Annotated in this window: 11 protein-coding genes; 10 read left to right on the top strand and 1 reads right to left on the bottom strand. The window is 64.6% G+C overall.

Annotated features, from left to right (window positions below):
* The first annotated feature begins 146 nt into the window (after positions 1-146).
* The 6 genes from ACTG4X_RS26860 to ACTG4X_RS26885 all read left to right on the top strand — a co-directional run bounded on the left by ACTG4X_RS26860 (position 147) and on the right by ACTG4X_RS26885 (position 10409).
* On the top strand, positions 147-4541 hold the full coding sequence (locus ACTG4X_RS26860; RefSeq protein ID WP_440532341.1) for an ESPR-type extended signal peptide-containing protein: 4395 nt from the start codon (positions 147-149) through the stop codon (positions 4539-4541).
* A gap of 32 nt (positions 4542-4573) precedes the next feature.
* Positions 4574-5443 carry an OmpA family protein gene (locus tag ACTG4X_RS26865; protein WP_440532342.1) on the top strand — a complete coding sequence of 290 codons (870 nt, stop codon included), beginning with the start codon at positions 4574-4576 and terminating at the stop codon, positions 5441-5443.
* Positions 5444-5572: 129 nt separating this feature from the next.
* On the top strand, positions 5573-6544 hold the full coding sequence (locus tag ACTG4X_RS26870) for a Bug family tripartite tricarboxylate transporter substrate binding protein (RefSeq protein WP_440532343.1): 972 nt from the start codon (positions 5573-5575) through the stop codon (positions 6542-6544).
* Between the two features lie 147 nt (positions 6545-6691).
* Positions 6692-7741 (top strand): porin, encoded by a 1050-nt coding sequence (locus ACTG4X_RS26875; RefSeq protein WP_440532344.1) that lies wholly within the window; start codon positions 6692-6694, stop codon positions 7739-7741.
* A gap of 301 nt (positions 7742-8042) precedes the next feature.
* Positions 8043-9254, top strand: a complete 1212-nt coding sequence (locus tag ACTG4X_RS26880) for a tyrosine-type recombinase/integrase (RefSeq protein ID WP_440532345.1) — start codon at positions 8043-8045, stop codon at positions 9252-9254.
* A 132-nt stretch (positions 9255-9386) separates the two neighbouring features.
* Positions 9387-10409 carry a helix-turn-helix transcriptional regulator gene (locus tag ACTG4X_RS26885; protein WP_440532346.1) on the top strand — a complete coding sequence of 341 codons (1023 nt, stop codon included), beginning with the start codon at positions 9387-9389 and terminating at the stop codon, positions 10407-10409.
* A gap of 187 nt (positions 10410-10596) precedes the next feature.
* On the opposite strand, the gene ACTG4X_RS26890 is transcribed toward ACTG4X_RS26885, so the two are convergent.
* Positions 10597-12084 carry a M6 family metalloprotease domain-containing protein gene (locus ACTG4X_RS26890; RefSeq protein WP_440532347.1) on the bottom strand — a complete coding sequence of 496 codons (1488 nt, stop codon included), beginning with the start codon at positions 12082-12084 and terminating at the stop codon, positions 10597-10599.
* A 167-nt stretch (positions 12085-12251) separates the two neighbouring features.
* On the opposite strand from ACTG4X_RS26890, the gene ACTG4X_RS26895 reads away from it, so the two are divergent.
* From ACTG4X_RS26895 to ACTG4X_RS26910, 4 genes are all read left to right on the top strand, one after another.
* A complete protein-coding gene (locus ACTG4X_RS26895; RefSeq protein ID WP_440532348.1) occupies positions 12252-13097 on the top strand; it encodes a caspase family protein in 846 nt (281 codons plus the stop codon).
* A 47-nt stretch (positions 13098-13144) separates the two neighbouring features.
* Positions 13145-19243: a CHAT domain-containing protein gene (locus ACTG4X_RS26900; RefSeq protein ID WP_440532349.1), complete on the top strand. Its 6099-nt coding sequence runs from the start codon at positions 13145-13147 to the stop codon at positions 19241-19243.
* A gap of 45 nt (positions 19244-19288) precedes the next feature.
* On the top strand, positions 19289-20503 hold the full coding sequence (locus ACTG4X_RS26905) for a hypothetical protein (RefSeq protein ID WP_440532350.1): 1215 nt from the start codon (positions 19289-19291) through the stop codon (positions 20501-20503).
* Positions 20504-21474: 971 nt separating this feature from the next.
* The gene (locus ACTG4X_RS26910; RefSeq protein WP_440532351.1) at positions 21475-22215 is read left to right on the top strand and encodes a hypothetical protein; all 741 of its coding nucleotides are present in this window, start codon (positions 21475-21477) and stop codon (positions 22213-22215) included.
* Positions 22216-22264 lie beyond the last annotated feature (49 nt).

The following is a 22264-nucleotide window of genomic DNA, read 5'->3' on the forward strand; positions in this document are numbered from 1 at the left end:
ACACAATGACTCCAAAATGCGACATGACTAGTTGCAAATACCCGCCCTCCTTTTAAGATTTATTTAGAAATAATAATTTCCAAGTGTTTCTTAAGTGGAATGGCCTCACGACCATTCAATAGTTTTCCAACGGATGGATGGGGCTCATGAACACAACTTATCGCTCGCTCTGGAACGAATCCCTTGGCGCCTGGGTAGCGGCGTCGGAACTCACTTGCGCGCGCGGCAAGCGCAGTGGGAGTTGCGTGACGGCCGATGCACTCACGCTGCCTCCGTCGAGGCGCCTGCGCTCGGGGATCATGACCGCGCTGCTGACCATGGGCGGGCTTGGAGGGGCCTCGCTGGCGCAGGCGCAAGCGATCTGCACTGCGGGGCCGTACTACGCCTATAGCGGCAGCTCGACTTGCGCAGGTCAGCAGTCCCAAGCGACTATGGGCGGAGCCACAGCTATAGGCTTTAACGCCAGCAGTACGGGGCTGAATGCCACGACTCTCGGCTACGGCGCTATTGCCTCGGCGGTCAATGCTCTTTACCTGGGCGCGCGTACCGCTGGAGGAACCGGAGCAACCGGAGAGTCGTCGATTGCCATCGGTACGGATGTCGCCTCCACTGGAGCAGGGTCCATCGGTATCGGCGTGCAGTCGAAAGCAACTGGAAACGGCGTTGCCGTGGGTGCGTCAGCCGTTGCCTCGGCGACGGGCGTGGTCGCAGTGGGCGGTGGCGCCACGAGTTCGGCAGTCAACGGTGTAGCTGTTGGCTCCGGAGCCAGTGCGTCCGGAGTCAACTCCATTTATCTAGGCGCACGCACCGCCCCGACGGCAGGTTCGCTGAGCGAGAGTTCGATCGGAATCGGTACGGACGTGACTGCGAGCGACACGTACGCAACCGCCATCGGCTTCAACACGAAGGCGACCGGGCTGCGCAGCGTTGCCCTTGGATACCTCGCAAATGCGGCCGCATTGGATACCGTTGCGCAAGGTACCCGCAGCCAGGCAACAGCCCAGAACGCCATCGCCGTCGGCTTCCAGTCGATCGCGTCCCAGCTGAATTCGGTCTACATCGGCTCGCGTACCGGCGCGGGAACGGGGGCCACTGCAGTCGGCGCCGTCGCCATCGGCACGGATGTGACGGCGTCCCAGCTCAACACCACAGCCATGGGCTTCCAGAGCCAGGCGACCGGACAAAGCGCAGTGGCTGTCGGGTCGACTGCGGTCGCTTCGGGTACCTCTGCAATGGCGCTGGGGACGGGCACGCTCGCAAACAACGTCAATGCTGTCGCGCTCGGCGCTTCCGCCAATGCCACCGCGGCCGGCGCCAGCGCCCTGGGCACTTTCGCCAATGCTTCGGGAGCGAACTCCACAGCGGTCGGTGTCAGCTCGACGGCCAGCGGCTTGCGCGGGTTCGCTGGCGGCTGGGGGAGCAACGCCGTAGGCGCCGATGCCGCAGCCATCGGCACGTCGGCCAACGCGGCAGGAACAAGCTCGGCAGCGCTCGGCAACCTCGCCAATGCTTCGGCGGATTTCTCGCTGGCCATGGGCAACCAAGCCCTATCGAGTGGCGTCGGCTCGGTCGCGGCGGGGTCGGGAGCCAACGCCGCGGCCGACGGGACCGTCGCGATGGGCAACAACGCTGCTGCAACCGTCACGCGCGCAACCGCACTGGGATTCGGCACAGCAGCGAGCGGCCAGAACGCTACTGCAGTGGGCGCACTCGCCAATGCGTCCGCAGCGCAGGCGGTCGCTATCGGCAACAGCGCCAATGCCTCGGCGCTCAATGCGATAGCGATGGGCACCAACACCGTCGCCGACTCCGCCGATGCAGTCGCGATCGGCAACAGTTCCAAGGCCACCGGCGGCAAGGCGGTGGCCATCGGCTCCGGCAACGTCGCCAGCGGCAATGGCGCCGTGGCGATCGGCGACCCGAACACCGCCACCGGCAACGGCGCGATCGCGAATGGCCTGGACAACACCGCCACCGGCAACGGCTCCGTGGCCATGGGCAACACCAACAAGGTCGGCGGTGGCGGCCAGGATGTGAGCGTGCCCGGCACGGCGGCTCAGGGCGCAGTCGGCATCGGCTACCAGAACACCGTGGTCGGCCAGGGCAGCGTGGCCATCGGCAGCACCAGCAAGGCGCTGGCCGCGGGCGCGGTCGCGTTCGGCGACACGGCGGTGGCGAACAACGCTCGCGACGTGGCGCTGGGCTCGGGCTCCACGACGGACGTGGCGGTCGGTACGCCCAACGCCGTGGTCGGCGGCACGACCTACAACTTCGCCGGCACCACGCCGACGAGCACGGTCAGCGTCGGCGCTTCGGGTGCGGAGCGCACCATCACCAACGTGGCGGCCGGCAGGATCTCCGGCTCCTCGACAGATGCGATCAACGGCTCGCAGCTGTTCGGCACGAACCAGCAGGTCACGAAGAACACAAACGACATCACCAACATCAACGCCGGCGCGGGCATCAAGTACTTCCACGCGAACTCGACCCTGCCCGATTCGCAAGCGGTGGGGACGGATTCCGTCGCCATCGGCCCGAACGCGGTAGCCAACAACGCCGGCGCCGTGGCGCTGGGCTCGGGGGCCACGACGGACGTGGCAGTCGGCACGGCCAGCGCCGTGATCGGCGGCACGACCTATAACTTTGCCGGCACGACACCGGCCTCGACGGTGAGCGTCGGTGCAGTGGGTGCCGAGCGCACGATCACCAACGTGGCGGCTGGCAGGCTCTCCAACACGTCGACAGATGCGGTCAACGGCTCGCAGCTGAATGCAACGAATCTGCAGGTCACCAAGAACACGACCGACATCACCGTCCTTGGCAACACGATCAACGACATCAACACCGGCGCGGGCATCAAGTACTTCCACGCCAATTCGACGCTGGCCGACTCGCAGGCGCTGGGGACGAATTCAGTCGCCATCGGACCGAACGCAGTGGCCAACAACGCTGGCGACGTGGCACTGGGCTCCGGCTCCACGACGGGCGTGGCAGTCGGCACGGCCAGCACCACCATCAACGGCACGACCTACAACTTTGCCGGCACTACGCCGACGAGCACAGTCAGCGTCGGCGCGGTGGGCGCCGAGCGCACGATCACCAACGTGGCGGCCGGCAGTATTTCCGGCTCTTCGACCGATGCCATCAACGGCTCGCAGCTGTTTGCCACCAACCAGTCGATCGAGAACCTCAGCACCACGGTCACAGCCAACAAGACCAGGTACTACAGCGTCAACTCGACCGGTGGCGGCAACGAAGACAACCTTGGCGCGACTGGCGCCGATGCCATCGCATCGGGCAAGGATGCGAGTGCAACTGTCGCCGGCTCCGTGGCTCTCGGTTCAGGCTCCGTCTCCGACCGCGCAGTCGCAGGCAGCACCGGCAACATCCCCGCGGGCAGTTCGCTGATCCCCTTCAACACGACCGACCGCACGCTGCTCGGCGCCCTCTCTGTCGGCAGCGCCACCACCTACCGCCAGATCACCAACGTGGCCGACGGCACGCAGGCGCAGGACGCCGTCACGGTGCGCCAGCTCAGCGGCGCGCTGCAGTCGTTTGCCGTCACGCCCATCCAGTACTTCCACGCCAACTCCACCGCGGCCGACTCGCTGGCCATCGGCACGGAATCGGTGGCGGTCGGCCCGCAGACGGTGGTCAACGGCAACAACGGCGTGGGCATCGGCAACGGCGCCATCGTGCAGCAGAGCGCACCGGGCGGCATTGCAATCGGCCAGGGTGCAACCTCGCACCTGGCCGACTCCATCGCGCTGGGCACGCAGTCGTCGGCCGCCGCGGTGCAGGGCGTGGCGCTGGGCGCGGGCACCAGCGTGACGCAGGCCGGCGGCGTGGCGCTGGGAGCTGGCTCGGTGGCTTCGACTGCGGCAGGCGTGGCAGGCTATGTGCCGCCCACCGCCACCGACGCGCAGCGCATCGCCATAGGCGCGACCACCAGCACGCTGGCGGCCGTGTCGGTGGGCAATGCCGCCAGCGGCCAGTTCCGCCAGATCACCGGCGTGGCCGCGGGCACGGCCGACAGCGACGCGGTCAACGTCTCGCAACTGCGGGGCGTGCAAGGCCAGGTGGCAGTGATCGATCAGTCGACGGTCAAGTACGACACCAACGCGGACGGCACGACCAACTACAACAGCGTGACCATGGGCGGCAGCAATGCCACCGGCCCCGTCACGGTGCACAACGTGGCGCCGGGCGTGGCGGGTACCGACGCGGTCAACGTCAACCAGCTCAATGCGGTCAGCGGCGGCCTGAACAACCGCATCAATGCCCTCAGCGACCGCCTCGACGGAGTCGAGAAGAACGCCTATGCCGGCGTTGCCGCGGCCATGGCGCTGCAGATGCCCGGAAGCTACGTTCCGGGCAAGACGGTCATGCGCATCGGCGCGGGCTCCTTCAAGGGCCAGAGCGCGGTGGGCGTCAGTTTCCGGCGTACCTCCGAGAACAACGCCTGGAGCATCACCGGCGGCGTGGCTACCAGCCGTGCCGGCGTGGGCGCCACCGTGGGCGCGGAATGGGTCTTCAACTGATCGCCGTACGAATGAACTGGACGAACTCCATCATGAACAAGCTTCTTCAAGCCAAGGCCCCTTTCACTGTTCTCTGCCTCGCGGCACTGCTGGCCGGCGGCTGCGCCAGCCCGAGCTACACCATCACGCCGGAGATGCAGGCCCGAGCCGCTTCGGAGAACCCGGCGCCGCCGAAGGACGAAGACTTTCCCGCGCTGAACTCGGCCAAATGGCAGCAGGGCGCGTTCCCGAGCCTCGAGGCCTTGCGCAACATGCGCACCGGCCTGGGCAAGGACCAAGTGCGCGAACTGCTGAGTTTTCCGCACTTCAGCGAAGGGCTGGGCGGCGTGCGCGAATGGAACTACATCTTTCACTTCCGCACCGGTGCGGGCCCGGAGTACATCACCTGCCAGTACATGGTTCGCTTCAATGCAGACGTGCTGACCAACGGGATGTACTGGAAGGGGCCGGGCTGCGCGGATGTGCTCAAGCCACCCGTGGTGACGAGGTCTGCCGCGGCCGCTCAGCCGGTGGTTGCTCCTGCGAAGACGACGCTCGGTGCCGACGGCCTCTTCCGCTTCGACGGCCGCTCGCTGGCCGACTTGCTGCCTGAAGGGCGACGCAAGCTGGACGCCCTGGCCAGCGACATCAAGGGCAGCGTCAAATCGGTGGACACGATCAGGGTCACTGGCCACACCGACCGGCTCGGCAGCAGCACCTATAACCAGGCGCTCTCGCTGGCGCGCGCCAACACCGTACGCGACTACCTCGTGCAGGCCGGCGTGCCCGCGCAGAACATGCAGGTGCAGGGCAAGGGCGAATCGGAACCGAAGGTGCAATGCGCGCAGACACGGCGGGCAGAGCTGATCGACTGTCTCGCCCCGAACCGCCGCGTCGAGATCGAGGTCTTCGCGCAGCGCTGAACTCTTCGGCGGGCCTCGCATACTCATTCATCAATACGAAGGAGGTATAAAAAAGCATCTCGAATGAGTATTTCCAGATATGGATTTGTCTCCCTAGGATGCGCCCACAACTATCAGGAGACGAGACATATGAAGAGGATCACCACTCTGGCTTTGCTATGGGCCGCCGGCTTGCAATGCACCATGGGCACTGCACTTGCACAGAGCGCGCCATGGCCCCAACGAGCCATCAAGATCGTGACGCCAACGCCACCCGGCGTCGGCTCCGACATCTTCGCGCGCAGCTATGCCGACCAGCTCTCGCGATTGCTGAAGGTGCCCGTGATCGTGGAGAACAAACCGGGCGCACTGTCGACCATCGGCACGGACGCGGTGGCCAAGGCAACGCCCGACGGCTACACGGTGCTGTTCTCGACGAGCAACCCGTTCACGATGACGCCGTTTCTCCTCTCGAAGCTTCCCTACAACCCGAAGGAAGATCTTGTGCCTGTGACGCAGGCACTCAAGGGCGGCTCATTCATCGTGGCGAACAACGCGGTGCCCGCGCGCAATACGGAAGAACTGGTCGCACTGGCCAAGCGCCAGCCGGGTCACGTGAGCTTCGCGTCTTACGGCTCGGGCAGCACCTCGCACCTGGGCTTTGAGCTGCTGCAGGAAGCAGCGGCCATCGAGATGCTGCACGTTCCCTACAAGCAGGGCGCCATGCCCGATGTGATCGGTGGGCAGGTGATGCTGGGCTTCGAGCCCCCGATCTCGGCATTGCCGAACATCAAGGCGGGCCGGGTGAAGGCACTGGCCTATACCGGCAGCCAGCGCAGCGCAGCACTGCCCGACGTGCCGACCGTTGCAGAGCGCTATCCCGGTTACGACGTGTCGACCTGGCTCGGCTTCTGGGTGCCCGCGCGCACGCCCGATGCCATCGTCGAGCAATTGAACCGGGCGATCACCACCGTGACGCGTTCGCCGGAGATGGCGCGGCAGATCGCCGATGCCGGGCTGGAGCCGATGACGACGAATTCCGCCGACACCCGCGCCATCATCGAACGCGAGGCCCAGACCATGGGCCGGCTGATCAAGGCCAAGGGCATACGCATCGACTGACGATGCCCTGGCGCGGCTGAACGAACGCCGCTCCCCATTCTTCTTCTGAGGTTTTCACGCCGTGGTGCTTGCAGCGCAAGCACCGCGCGCCGACACGCGCCAACACGCGCCATTTCCGCACGCCATTTCTACAACGAGGAGACAAGCATGAAGACAACAACCACCCCACCCTTTCGCCGCCGGCTGCCGCACACCGTTGCGGGCGCGCTCTGCATCGCCGCCAGCGCTGGCGCGACAGCTCAATCGAGCGTCCAGCTCTTCGGTACGCTGGACATGAACCTCACGTACACGAAAAGCGACGGGCGCTCCGTCAAGTCGATGGACCAGGGAGGCAACATCTTCCCCAGCCGGCTCGGCTTTCGCGGCACGGAGGACCTGGGCGGCGGGCTGGCCGCGAGCTTCTGGCTGGAAATGGCACTGCTGCCCGACACGGGCGAGGTCCAGGGCGTCGGCTTTCACCGGCGCTCGACGGTGAGCCTGTCGCACAACAGCGTCGGCGAGCTGCGGCTCGGGCGCGACTACACGCCCACGTTCTGGAACATCTCGCAGTTCTCGCCCTTCGGCACCGTGGGCGTCGGCGGCTCTGCCAACATCGTCGAAGGCTGGCCCTTCGGCCTCGGCGGCGCACGCACGCTGGCGCGGGCCAACAACTCCGTGGGCTACTTCCTGCCCAAAAACCTGGGCGGCTTCTACGGCCAGGCGATGTACGCCCTGCCCGAAGGCGAGGACGGCGCTCGCTACCGCGGCGGGCGGCTGGGCTGGACCAACGGCACGGTCGATGTCGCGGCTGCCTACGGCGTGACACCGGTCGGCCCCAACGACTACAGCGTGGCCAGCCTGGGCGGCACTTACGACTTCGGGCTGGCAAAGCTCTACGCGAACTACTACCGGCAAAAGACCGAGGGCGACAAGCAGGTCAACGTGATGCTGGGCCTGAGCGTGCCGGTCGGCCCGGGCGTGATCAAGGCCTCGGTGGCACGCTCCAACCGCTCCGGACCGGGCATCGACAGCGACGACGCGACGCAATATGCCGTCGGCTACGTGCACTACCTCAGCAAGCGCACCGCGCTGTACGGCACCTACTCGCTCGTCCGCAACCGCGGCAATGCGGCCTACGCCGTTGCCGACTCGGCGCCGGCCAGCACGCCGGGACGCGCAGCGCGCGGGCTGCAGTTGGGCATTTCGCACAACTTCTGATCGGGTCAGCTGCAAGAAAAAAGCCGCAGTGAAAAATCACTGCGGCTTTTGATAGTGGCTTTGCCAGCAGAAGAGTGAAAGGCCTGAAGGCTTTCAGCAATCAACTGCTTGCAAGCGTATTTGGAGGAGAGGGAGTCTGCCTTCAAGGCGTCCTAAGCAATCCTAATTCGACCGAGTTTCGTGCCTCCTCATTGGAGAAACACCTCAACAGCATTCCTGATCGATCCTTGCCAATCCGTTTCGATCCCAAGATCTATGGTAGAAACAATGGTAGGTCAAATTTCAAGGAAACAGAACTGCTGTGGCACGCAAGGCAAAGGAATTATCAGCACTGCAAGTGGGTCGATTGACCTCACCCGGCAACCATGCCGTTGGCGGCGTGTCCGGTCTTTACCTGTACGTGAATGACGCAGGAGCACGCTCCTGGGTGCTTCGAACTATGGTCGGCACCAAGCGTCGGCACATGGGGCTCGGGGGCTTTCCAGATGTCCCTCTTGCTCGAGCCAGAGAAAAGGCAAGAGCAGCTCGCGACGATATCGAACGAGGCATTGATCCCATTGCGCAACGCAAAGCGGCGGCCAGCCTCCTACGCGCCCAGCAAGCGACTGAAAAAACGTTCCAACAAGCGGCCGAAGGATTCCTGGAGGCGCACGGGGATACTTGGAAGAACCCCAAGCATCGCACTCAGTGGGCCAGCACCCTGAAAACCTACGCCTATCCAGTTATGGGCGACCTGCTCGTTCGCGACGTGGGCCAGGAGCATGTGCTCGCAGCCCTGGAGCCCATCTGGAAAACCAAGAACGAAACCGCATCACGATTGCGAGGCCGAATTGAGAACGTTCTCGACTGGGCCACCGTCCGCAAATACCGTACAGGAGAGAACCCGGCACGCTGGAAGGGTCACCTGGACATGTTGCTGCCGGCGCCCGGGAAAATTCAGAAGGTAGAGCATCACCGCGCGCTACCCATCGATGCCACTGTGCCTTTCATGTCCGACCTGCGTCAGCGAGAAGGAACTGCGGCCAAAGCGCTGGAGTTCACCGTGCTGTGCGCAGCACGCAGCGGCGAGGTGCGCGGCGCGGTCTGGCCGGAGTTCGACCTGGACGCTGGTGTCTGGACTATCCCGCCAGAGCGAATGAAGGCCACCAAGGAGCACCGCGTTCCCTTGTCCGAATCAGCACTTCGGATTCTCCGTGCTCAACCTCACCTCAAAGACAACGAGTTGGTGTTCCCTTCCGCACGGGGCAAGCAGCTTTCCGACATGGCGATGACTGCCGTCATGCGCCGCATGAATGTGGATGCCGTGCCCCACGGGTTTCGCTCTACATTTCGCGATTGGGCAAGAGAGCGCACCAACTACCCACGGGACTTGGCTGAGCAGGCCCTTGCACACGCCCTGGACAACAAGGTCGAGGCCGCTTATCGGCGCGGGGATGCGCTGGAAAAGCGCCGTTTGATGATGCAGGACTGGGATGACTTCTGCTCTAAGGTAGAGAAAAAAGAAGAAGCCTGAAGGCAGGCAACCTGCTCCCTTCCTCTCAATTTTCACTCCCTATCTGGCAATCAAGGTTGATATATTCGACACCGAGCTCCACGCCCCGTCGAACAATCGAGATCCAGATGGTATCTTCCAAGAAAGTCGTGCGTGCAGAAGACTGACATCCAACTTCCCCTCGATGATCCCATCGATCTTTGGGATTTCACTCGGCTCATCGCCAAGTCCATCTGCCCGAGCATGCGAGAAGCTGAAGACTATGCCTGGCTCCAGAAGAAACTCGTAAAGCTGCCAACCTCGGATCTCGAGATCCAATCCGATATGTCAGCGGCAGAACGAACAGCGCTGCTTCGAATCTTGCCAGGCCTGCCACCACACGCCGGTATGCCCCCAAGAGAGCGAGAGGTGTTCATGGATGCCTATCTGAAGCATCCTGACCGCCTCCCTTGGAGGCCCGTGTTTGTGAGCGAAGAAACGGTTGCCGCCAACGGCCACCAGATACTCCAGATTCAGGAGAAGCATCGCCTCGCACTTCAGCAAGAAATCGAATCCGGCAAGCTCATCGCATTCAACCAGCATCACATCGACGAGGGCCGTGCAGGAAAGAACATCTTCATCCGTCGCGAAGATGCGTTGAACTACCTCAAGGCACATCGGCTTCGCACGGTTGATGATCCGAGCTCTCGCTCCATCCACTCGGCATCGAAACCGAAAGCCTCTGCCACAAAAGAGGCAACATCGCCCAAAGCACTTGAAGCCGATCACCAAAGTGATTCGGTGAAAGTAGACTCGACCAACGCCCCAAAAGGGACGACAGCACTCGTTGACCTCGCTGCTCCCGTAACGACGCCAATCTCGGCATCCCCGCGGCCAAAAATTAAGCAGCCATCCTCCCAACAGGACGGCAAGACTCAGCAATCACCGAGGGAAAGTCTAGAAACTTCGGTAGCACCTACGCGGCACAGCACTGCCACAGTGATCTTGCGCCGGCGCCAAGTCGAGGCCCGAACCTCGTTGTCGCGCTCGGCCATCTATGACCGACTCGACGCAAACTCCCCGCGCTATGACCCCACCTTTCCCAAGCAGGTGAAACTCGGAAGTTCAAGCGTTGGCTGGCTGGAAAGTGAAATTGAAAACTGGCTTGCAGCGAGGACACGCGCGTCGCGTCAATGAAGCCAACGAGAGTCAAAGCAGAGCTATCCGCGCCGTACTCAGTACCCCAAGCACCGCCGCCCGCACCTCCACGGCGAAATGGACAGATGGGGTGGCCCTGGGCGGAAACACCAAGCTTTCTGAGAGCGACAAGGCATTAATCCGGCATCTCTACCCTAAGGCCGGCAGTTAGCCCGACTACAGGGTCTCAGTCGTCCAATACAACCGTGAAGCTCAGGTCGGCCCCCGAGGCCTCGACCGAATGAATTGACACGCCGGACGGCGATCCATCCCACCAGGCACTTCTGACCCTGGAACCTTTGCCAAACACCGATCCGGAGGAGGCACCGAAGAGGTCTTGCGCATCACCGAGGTAATCATCGCCCTGCACCACCCCCTGACCCGCCTGGAGTTCGTCCAGCCCATCGGCCTGCAGCAACGAGCACTCAAAGTGTTGGTGGCCGGCCGGTGCCTCTTGAGGCTTCGTGTTGCTGCCCAGTTCATCAACGTGCCAGATCGCGATGCCGCTGCTGAACAGACCCGCATCGCGGCCCGCCTTTCGCCGGGCCTCGATGAGCAGATACTCGGTCGCGTTGCGCCGGTGGATGAAGAAGCTGTTGGGAGTCGAAGCGCTCAGCGTCTGCCGCCCCGATGTCAACGGCAACGCATTGCCCCAGCCGGCCTTCAATTTCAGATACGCGCCGACATGTGTCGGATTTGTCTCTGGACCGTAGGAGCCCAAACACATCAAACAGTACCGTCCAACGCCCTTTTTCTTGTCGCTGTACTGATACAGATCGGGAAAATCACAGAGCATGTGGCCGTTCTCATGGCAGTAGACGCCCAACGCCAACGCGTCGCGCGCTGCGGTTACCTGATAGTCCACGGCGCTCTTGTTGTGCATCAGGGCGAATGGCTGGGGGAGACGTGACGAATGCGGCCACAGGCCCTCTCTCCATTTGTTTGGCACCTCGCCGGCGTAAAAGACGTTCATCGCATACACACCGCGCTGCGCATCGACTGTGAGCGCCGAGAAGTCAAAACCCTGCTTCCGATGGAAGTCAAGAGCCTCCACGATCAGTTCCTCCGCCCGTTGGCCGAATCGCAATGCAGCGTCAGCGTAATACGCGAGCGGTTGTCGCGCGGTGTAGAGCGGAGCGACCACCGTTCGGTAGTTCAGCTTGCCACCCGAGATCTCTCGGAAGTAGTCGAAAACCGAGCCGTTGTTGCCGAATCCGTTGTACCCGGGCTGGTTGCAGAAGTCGGAGATCTGCTGAGGCGTGATCTTCGCTGGCACGTCCATAAAGGCAATGGGCAAGCACAGGCCGGTGAAGTCGCCAACCGTTTGCCTCGGCGGTGGTGCGCGCCTTTCACCGCCGGAGACTGCTTCATCGCGGAGTTGATCGCCTCGCTGTTCGTACCGGACACGCCAGCGCGGTGTGGGTAGGTCGTCAAACCTCGTGGACGGCATCGCGACGCTTGCCGCAGAGCGGCTTCGCGGACTACCAGGCTCGATCAACGTGCCCAGCGCATTCGCCGCCGGCCGGAAGAAACCCGTGTTCGGGTCCCGAACCACAGGCGTTCCGTCGGAGGTCATGAACACCGCGTGGTGCTGGTCGCCCCAACCTCGAACCGCGAGCGTGGTGCCATCCGCTTGCGGCAACTCGAATTCCCTGGCGATGAACGGGACCGGCATGGCAACTCCTCGAAGACAAGGAGTGGCTAATCTGTTCGCATGCTCGGCCTTTTGCCATACCTCATTTTAGGGATGGGCCGAATGGCCCGGAGGAGTCCAATACCGAAGGTCGGCGGTGCCCGCGGCACCTTGTGCTCTCCACGCTTCACAACGCTCCGGAGGTTCCCATGGCCAAGCTCGCCTTGTGCATCGGCATCAACAACTACCCAGGCACGGACATGGATCTGGCGGGCTGCGTCAATGACGCCAACGACTGGGCCGCTGAACTGGAGGCGCGCGGCTTCCTCGTCGAGAAGCTTGTCGACTCGCAGGCCACCAAGGCCCGCATGATCGCTGGCTTCAGGCGCATGATCGACAGAGCCGTGTCGGGCGACATGGTGGTCTTCACTTACTCGGGCCACGGCACCTACCAGTACGACACCGACGGCGATGAAGCTGATGGGCTCGACGAGGCGCTGTGCCCCCATGACGTCCACACCATCGACGCCGCGCTCACCGACGACGAGATCCATACGCTCTTCATGGCGCGCAAGGCTGGCGTGCACATCGCACTGATCTCCGACAGCTGCAATTCGGGCACGGTGAACCGCGACGCACTCAACGTAGGCGGCGCGGATAGAGCAGGCCGCGTGCCGCGCTACATGCCGATGGAAAACTGGATGTCGCCCGCACGTCTTGCCGCGGACGGCCCGCGCGGCGGTGCGGTGCCGGCGAGCGCCGTACACGGTGCGCAAACGCCCTTGATGGATGCCATCGCTGACGACGCCAGCGACGTGCTCATGGCCGGCTGCGAGGAAGGTGAAGGCCACTTCAGCTACGACGCCGTTTTCATGGGCCGCCCCAACGGCGCCTTCACCTTCTATGCACTGAAGGCCCTGCGCACCCTCACGCCCGGTGCGAGCTATGCCGACTGGCACGAAGCGCTGAAAGATTCGTTGCCGTCGCCTCGCTACCCGCAGACGCCGCAGATCCAGGGCGGTGACGACGCGCGAAAGCGCCCTGTCTTCAGCTGACGGCGCAAACCGCAAGAAGGAAAAGAACGACGAGGAGGCAACCCACTATGGCCACGACGATCGAACTGCGAATCACCGGGCGCCGGAGTACCTCGTCGGAACTGCCCGCGCTGCTGCATGCCTCGACGCGCGATCCTGCAGACGCCAGGCCCGACGAGTTCCTGCCGCCTGGTCTGATCAAGGTCACCGCCGCCATCGACATTGGCGCCAGCGCGCGGGGCACCGCAACGAGCGTCACCACCCAGCTCCAAGCCGCATCAGACGAGGTCCTGGTGCTCGAGTTGGCCGACGGCGGCACGCTGATCACCAGCCCCGCGCGCATGCTCGCCGCGTTGCAACGCAACCGGCCGGACCTGGTCGACGGTCAACGCATCCTCTTCGACCGGATGAATGCCGACGGCGCGCTGCAGCCGCAGCGCGGCATCGTCGGCGACGCGGTCGGCAGCTTGGTCACGCGCGTAGTGACTCTCGCGGTGGGTGGCGACGACGCAGTGATCGACAGCGCGAAGACGGAGCTCACCAAACTGCTCCTGCGGGCTATTGGTGTGGACACTATGGGCGTCGCCGGCCTTGGCGTGAGCTGGCTCGGCACCAAAGCGCTGATGTGGGCGATCGAGCAGCGGCTGCTCGGTACGCCCGGCCTGCATGCGTGGAGCGATGGCAACGTTCTCGCCGACGAGGTCGTCGGCGAGAACGGTGGCAACAGCAAGCTGGTCGACAAGGACGGCAAGCTCCGGCGCGCGCTGATCTTCATCCACGGTACAGGCTCCAACACGCTCGGCAGCTTCGGCGACCTGCAGCGGAACGACCGCGGCTTGTGGGCGCGGCTCCAGAGCTGTTTTCCTGGTGGTATCTACGGCCTGGAACATCGCACGCTGTCCGAGAGCCCGATCGAGAATGCGCTGCAACTGGTCAAGGCGCTCCCCAAGGGTGCCCTCGTGAGTCTGGTCACCCACTCGCGCGGCGGCCTGGTCGGCGATCTGCTGTGCCTTCGCGACATCGACCAGCACATCGAAGGCTACGGTTTCGCCTTCGCTGGCGCGGGCGATGCACAGGGCACCGGCGCCGACGTGCGCAAGGAGCTTGACGCGGCACACGCCGAGCACCGCGCCCAATTGAAGGAGCTCGCCGAGGCGCTGCGCGCGAAAGCCCCCGTGATCGAGCGTTATGTGCGCGTCGCCAGCCCCGCGCAGGGCACCAAGCTTGCAAGCGGCAACTTCGACGTGTTCCTCTCGGGCCTGCTCACGCTCATCAGCCGCGTGCCCTACTTCTTCGGCAACCCGCTGTACTCTGCCTTCAAGCGCGTGGTGATCGAGATCGCGCGCAACCGCACGAACCCGCACCTGGTGCCCGGCATCGAGGCGATGCTGCCCGACTCGCCCATGACCGCACTGCTGCGTGACGGCGCAGTGCAGCCCGGTATCGACATGGCGCTCATCGCGGGAGACATCCAGGGCGGCAACCTGCTGATGCGCATGGGCGTAATGCTCACTGACTTCCTCCTGTTCGAAAACACCGACAACGACCTGGTCGTGGACACTGCCGCGATGCTGACCGGCGTGGCCGCACGAAACAAGGCGCGCGTGCTCTTCGACCGCGCGTCGGACGTGTCCCACTTCAACTACTTCGCCAACCTCGACACCCGAAGCGCCCTACGCGACTGGCTGCTGACCGACGATCCGGCATCCGTAGAGGCTTTTCGCGAACTGCCCTCGCGCTTCACCACGCTGGACGCCGCCGGCATCGGCCAGTCGCGCGGCGCACCCGGCGCGGCGGCGCTCGCGGACAAGCCGGTGGTGGTCGTGCTGCCTGGCGTGATGGGCACCTGCCTGGACGCCGACGGCTCGCGCGTGTGGCTCAACCCCCTGGCGCTCGCTACCGGCGGCGTGACGAAGATCGCCTTCGAGGCCGCCAAGGTCACTACCGGCGGACTTTTCGGCATGAGCTACGGCGCCATCTGCGAGCACCTGGCCCAAACCCACCGCGTGGTGCCTTTTCCGTACGACTGGCGCCAGCCGCTCGACGCACTCGGCGAGCGCCTAGGCGCACTGCTCGACGGACTGCTCAAGGAAACCGGCAAGCCGGTGCGCCTGCTCGCGCACAGCATGGGTGGCCTAGTGGTGCGCGCCTGCATCTACCGTCGCCGTGACGTGATGGACCTGCTCATGGCGCGCGACGGCGCCCGGCTCGTGATGTGCGGCACGCCGCACCAAGGCGCGCACTCGATGGTCGAGAACCTGCTCGGCAAGGGCGGCGCGCTGCGCTCGCTCGCGCGGCTCGATGTCACGCACAGCATGCAGCAGGTGCTCGACGTGGTCGCCGGCTTCCGGGGGGCTCTGCAGCTGTTGCCGCGACCTGGCTTCGTCGACACTTTCCAGGGTCAGCCAGAAGGCGGCGAAATCCGCGCCTACGACGATCCGCAGACTTGGGCTGACCTCAAGGCTGACAACACCGACCTCTGGTTCGGTGACGGCATCGGCGGCCTGCCCTCGGCCACCACGCTGGCTGAAGCAAGCTGGCTCTGGAACGAAGACTCCAAGGCCCGTGCCGCCGCGTCGCCACCGCGACCCGCGAACGCACCGCCAACCCTGCCCGATGCCTACCAGGCCAAGTCGATCTACGTCTTCGGCGTCGCACCGACCACTCCGTGCGGCGTGCGCGTGGAGAACCGCCGGCTGCGCATGGTCGGCACCACCCGCGGCGACGGCACCGTCACCTGGGATTCGGGCCGAATCGGCGGCATCGGCAGCTTCTATTACCTCCCCGCCGTGCACGGCGACCTGCTCTCCACCGCCGGCAGCTTCACCGCGCTTGACGAATTGCTACGCAACGGCGCCACTGATGCACTCGAGCGCACGCCGCCGGCCGTGCGCGATGCCGCCGCCGATCGCCCCGCCAGCTACGACCCTGGCCCGCCGAGCGCCAGCGACGCGATCGACCTGGCCGCCGCCGTCACGGGCGGCACACCCGGCAGCGGCATCACTCCGCGCACCAAGCTGCGCCTGCAGGTCAACCTGAGAGCGATGGACCTGCGCTTCATCAACAGCCCAATCCTCATCGGCCACTATGAGAACGACCCCATGGCCGGCACCGAAGCGCTGGTCGACGGCGAACTGATGGACGGCCAACTCGCGCAGCGCAAAGCGCTCGACCTCTATGCCGGCCCGCTCGGCACGGCCGCGGTGGTGCTGCGAACACCGAGCACGCTGGAACGGCAGCGCGGTATCCTCGCTGGCGCCGTCGTCACCGGACTAGGCCGCTACGAAGGCAACCTGAGCCAAGAGGCGCTGATGCTCGCGGTGCGCGCCGGCGTCATGCGTTTCCTGCTGCAGGTGGTCGACGTGATGGGCCGCGAGGAGCGTGAAGTCTCGCTCGCCACGCTGCTGCTCGGCTACAACTCGTCGGCCAACCTGAGCATCGCGGCCTCGGTCGAGGCGGTAGTGCGCGGCGTCGTCGATGCCAACGAGAAGTTCCGCCGCACCACCGGCCTGGCCGTGCGCGTGGCGCAACTGGACATCGTCGAGCTCTACCTCGACACCGCCATCACCGCGGTCTACGAACTACGCCAGCTTGCGCCGCGCCTGGCGACCCTGGCCGCGGCCAAGGGCATGGTGCTCACGTGCAGTGCCGAGCTGACGCAGGGCGTCGGCGTGCGCCAGCGGCTCTTCGACAACCGTGGCGCCAGCAACTGGCCGAGGCTGATCGTGACCGACGCGGGGTGCTCCGACGCCGAAGCGCCGCCAGGGCGCGACCGCGCCGAGCGGCGGCCGGCCACCACACTGGCGACCCACCTGCGCTTCCTGTACGTCGGCCAGCGCGCGCGGGCCGAGACGGTGATGCAGCAGCGCCAGCCCGGCCTGATCGAGACGCTGGTACGTCAGCAGATCGCACAGACGACATGGAACCCCGACTTCGGGCGCATGTTGTTCCAGCTGATCGTGCCGCCCGACTTCAAGGACGCGGCGCGCCAGCTCCAGCGCGTGGTGCTGGTCGTCGACAGGGCCACCGCCAATCTGCCGTGGGAGCTGATGCTCACCGACCCGCTCTTCGCGCCCGAAGCGCAGCGCGATGGCCCCTTGCTGCCGCTCGCGCTGTGCACGCCGGTCGTGCGGCAGCTGTCGTCCGACGCCTTCCGGCGCAACGTGCGGCGTAGCACGGCACACAACGCCTATGTGATCGGCAATCCGTCTGTCGAGGGTTTCGCCAAGGCCTTCCCCGATCCGACCAACCCGAAGGGCCAGGAGCCGCCACCACTCGGCGGCGCGGAGCGCGAAGCCGATGCCGTCGCCAACCTGCTCACGGGCATGGGCTACACGGTGAGCCGCGCCATCGGCGCCGACAACCTGGCCACCGATGTGCTGGCCAAGCTGTACCGCACGCCCTACCGCATCCTGCACATATCGGCGCACGGCGTATTCGACCAGCTCCACGTCGACGGGTTGCACCGCAGCGGCGTGGTGCTGTCGGGCGGACTGCTGATCACCGCGGCCGAGTTCATGGCCATGGAATCGGTGCCTGAACTGGTCTTCCTCAACTGCTGCCACCTCGGCGAGATCGATGCCGCCCTGCGCGGACCGGACGTCACGGTGCGCGACGGCAACAAGCTCGCCGCCAGCGTGGCGCGCGAGCTGATCGACATCGGCGTGCGCTGCGTGGTCGTGGCCGGGTGGGCGGTCGACGACAAGCTCGCACAGACCTTCGGGGAAGTGTTCTACAGGTCGCTGTTCCAACGGCACCTGACCTTCGGCGATGCCGTCTTCGCGGCGCGCAAGGCGTTGTGGGACAGGAACCGCGACAACATCACCTGGGGCGCCTTCCAGGCCTATGGCGATCCGCTTTGGCTGGCCGACCCCGAGGCCGAGGCCGGCGCCTCCGCGTCGAAGGCGCGCGATCCCTTCGTCTCGCTCGACGAAATGCTCGACGAACTCGCGCGCGCGCGCGTCGAGGCCTCCCGCTGCACGCAACGCCAGCTTGAGAGCCAGCTCCAGTCCCGCGTCAAGGCGATCGAAGACGCGCGCGACCGGCGCTGCCCGCCGGACTGGCTTCGGCTGCCGGCGCTGCACTCCGCGCTCGGTGCCACGTGGCTCGACCTGGGCTGCCTAGAAGAAGCCCGCACGGCGCTGCTCACCGCGGTACAGGCCGTGGACGCAATGGGCCGCGTGCCCATCCGCGACATCGAGCAACTCGCCGCCGTCGAGGTCGAACTCGGCGCCTCCCAGGTCGCGAAAGCGCTGCAACGCAACGCTGCCGACCAGCGAGACGGCAACGCGCCGATGGTCGACGACCTGAACGGCGGCCATGCGCTCATCAACGGCGGCATCGCCCGCCTGCTGACGCTCGACCTGCTCATTCGCGGGGCGAAGGACAACGCGTCGGGCGTAACCAATGCCGAACGCGCCGAGGTGCTCGGCAACGGCTACAAGCGCAAGGCGGCAGCGCATGCGTTGCAGATCCTGCGTATGCAAGCCGACGACGCGCTGCGCACGGAATGGGCCAACGACATGGCGCGTGCCGCCGAAGCCGCCGTGAAGGCCTTTGTGCAGGCGCAGGGCGCACCCGGCGCCGAGGGCTTTCGACCCTGCTGCGTGCTTGCAAGCCTGGCGCTGCGCATGGTGTTTCCCGGCTGGGACGCCGCGGCCGAAACCACTGCGGCGGTGCTGCTGGCACGACAGTGCGGTGCCGCCGCTGCGCGCGCCGTCGCTGGCGACTTCGACCCGAGTGATGCGGTGACGAGCCCCGAGTCGCTGCTGGTCGAGCGCCTACGCGACGGCAGCCTCGCACACGCCGGCGACGACGGCCGGCGTGTGCTCGACGAAGTGCTCGCGGCCTATCGGCCCGCGCTCAACAACCCCGGCCCCGGGGGCCGCCACATCGACGCCGCGGTGTCGCAGATGGACCTGCTCGCCACGCTGTTCGACGCCTGCTTCTGGCTCGGCGGCGACGAGGTCTACCGGCGCATGGCCGACGCCTTGCTCGAAATCGCCGGCCAGTTACGCCCCGGCCGCGAGGTCCGCGACGACCGACCCAAGACGCCGCGCGTACTTTCCCCCGCTGCCAAGCGCTCACAGCAAGCAGGGGGCACGGGGAAGCGGCGCAAGCCAGCCGTGCCATCCGGTACAGCACCTTCGGGAAAGCCGAAGCGCTGACCGTCGATTTCATCCTGACTTGATCGATGCAACCGGAGAGAAGGCATGAACACCCCCGCACAAGGTTCCGCCAAGCTTGCACGTTGGCGCGGCTCACTGCAGAAGTGGTTGCCGGGATGGATCCACCAGGAGCCTGTGGACCGGCCCACCGATGATGAGGCCTTCGAGTACTACGACGACAGCTTCACGTACTTTCGTGCGATGGCGCCGGTGGTTTGGCAGGCCATCGTCGGGGCTTTAATGTTAATCATGCTCTGCGGGGTCGGCTATTTCTCCGAGTCCGGCACGCTCCCGCCGCTCGACTGGCTGAAGGACGCGGCGCAGAGTAACGCCATGGACAGCGGCGCGAGGCGCGCCGCGCTGGCATTCAGCGGTGTGACGGCCGCGATCACCATGGCGCTGTCGATTGCCAGCGTCGTCTGGGCTGTCGCAGCCTTCCGCCACAAGGACTCCTCATATCGCTGGAAAGTCATCATATGGGCTGCGGTGCTCTGGGTGATGCCCCTCGCGCTCCTCGGGGTGATGTGGTGGCGAGACCTGCTGCCTTTCACCACCCGGATCGGCGCCTACCTGCTCCCGGGACCGGTGCCATTCATCATGCTGGGGCTCGCGTGCACCGTGTCCGCCGCGCTTGCAGCCGGGGCGGGCTTTTTGCTGCAACCGACGAGGCGCCCGAACAATCCCGCCCAGGCTACGAAGCAACTTCAATGGCTGGCCAAGCGACTGATCGAGCTCGACCAACTCCTGTACGTCGGCGCCCTGGCGCTCGTGTTCGGCACGTTGCAGCTGTCGACGGCCATGTCGGCGCCGCTCGCGGGCCTTCCGAAGACGGCCGACCTGAAGAACTGGGTGGAGCTTTGCAAGACCCTCGCTCCGCCCCCGGCGACCAGTCCGTTCTTTCCGTCCGCCCCTCTCCCGCAGGAGCTTGGCGCTGCCGCACAGGCGGCAGGCCCTGAAAACTGCAAGACACTGCCCGAAAAATACGCACGCAACGAAGTAGCCGACGACCTTCGCCAGCTCGTGCGCGGCGTCACGCTGGCATGCGGACTGGCTTTCAGCGCGTTGCTGGCGGCGATCTATGTGCCTGCGTTGATCGGCTTGCGGTTGATCATTGAGCGCCCGCTCGAAATGGTCAGCGCCACCAGCAAGCGCTCGCCGGCCGTCGGCGAGATGGATCCGATTCGGCGCATCGCCGCCGTCGCGGCAACGCTCAGCCCGCTCATCGCCGGGCTTCTTGCCAACGCGCTGTCGGTCGCCTGAGGCTCGATGTGGGGGGCTTTGCGCCAAGCCCCGCACCAGCCGGTGCCGACGCCCTCCAGAATCCCCAAACTACTGCGACCGTCGGTCAGAAGATCGTTCATCGACCGTCATGGCGGGGCTCTCGGTGAGCCGCCACGCGGGTGTACATGCGGCTTTTGACTAAATTTCTTGAGGCTAGCAATCATGGCCACGTTCCCCCCTCCAATGGCCACCGTAATGGCAGCACTTATCGCAGCATTTTTAGGTTCGGCGCTTGGCGCGTGGACCGCTCTTCAGAGATTTCGAAAAGAGAGGTCTTTTGATCGACGATTAGATTGGCATGAACGTGCTGTGCGAGCCCACGGCTCGTAGAACCGCCAGTCGTTCTGGCGATCGGACATGCGGTCGTCAAGGAAAGACCGGTCCCGGACGTACAGCGGACCTACGTCCTGAAAGCTAGCAATACCCGATCTTCTCAAGAGTTGCCCGTGGACAGCTCAAGCTGACCGTCTGCAGTCAGTCTGAAGCGGGCGCACACGGAGGACGGCTATGCAGCGTAAGCAGGCACCCGCCTTCGGTGGGCCACTATGCGGTGAGCGCCATCAAGCCGACCTTCGGCCTGGTGACAACCTCGGCCGAAAAGATCGGCAGTGCTATGAATAGCGACCGGTCGTGCCGTCGCTGGCAGCGCAGCTGACCTAAGGAGAGACAAGACCCAAAAGCCGCTGCTTCGACAAGACGTTTCCCAGCCCAATGCAGAGCGAGCAAAAATGCCATTGCCTTCGCAGAGAATAAGCTCGATGCACAAATCACATTACAGCCTCAGAAAGCACAATGAGCCTAGCTCGACGGTTTCCAGGACGCCATCGCCAGGACGAATGACGAAGCGGTAGCTCTCTCCGAACGCATGCAGAAGTGAAAACGAATATGAATAAATCCATCTCTTCCAATGTCCCTTCGACTGGCCGTGACGTTGATCTAGAGGATTGCGCTTGAGCAGCGATCAGGACAGTCCACACGACTTATTACAGACCATTGCGCGCTCCATGCGCAGGGGCGTCGAAGCGATCCCCGTCTCACCTCGGATCAGCTACGATCAGATGCGCAGCTTCGCCCTCGAGCAACTGCAAGAAGCTGGTCGGACGAGCTCAATGGTCGAGCTGTCTTGCCTCATAAAGCCGAGCTTCTTCGAGAAACATGTGAAGCTGCGGCTGCCTAAGGAAATGCAGAGAGCGAAGGTGAAACGGATCGAGGGAATGGTCCGCGAACTGGAGCAGGCAATCACCTGGCATATCTTGGCGTCGTACCCCGCCTCAATGGTCCTTTACCTTTTCGTAGACAGTACCATCGCGCGTCTTCAGCTCCACGACGAGCTCAGGGCCGAGCACGAGCAGATCGAAAAAGCAACGAAACAGGCACGTCAAAAAGGCGGAAAGAACAGCGACAAGGGCTATAAGGACACCCCCCGCCTCCTGCGTTTAGCTATTCGATTCTTGCGGACCATGGCTCCCCCTGAAAAGTGGCAATACAAGATCCACGCGGCACAGAGTATCGGTGAACGCTTGAGTGAAATCGCTCACAAGTACAAGGGGAAAATCAATGTAGCCTTATCCGAGGAGACTTGGATCGAGAAGGTTGACCTACTGATTCGGAATGATCCGCGCGCATTGGAAGTTTGTCGGCGCTACGCCCACGAACGATTTGCTAGACGCTTGAGCCAAGCCTCCCGATAGATACGCTCGTGAGGCTCCCCCTCCACGCCAACCTTCGTCAGTGGCCGGA

The organism is Variovorax sp. YR566, assembly GCF_051992195.1.
GTDB lineage: Bacteria > Pseudomonadota > Gammaproteobacteria > Burkholderiales > Burkholderiaceae_C > Variovorax.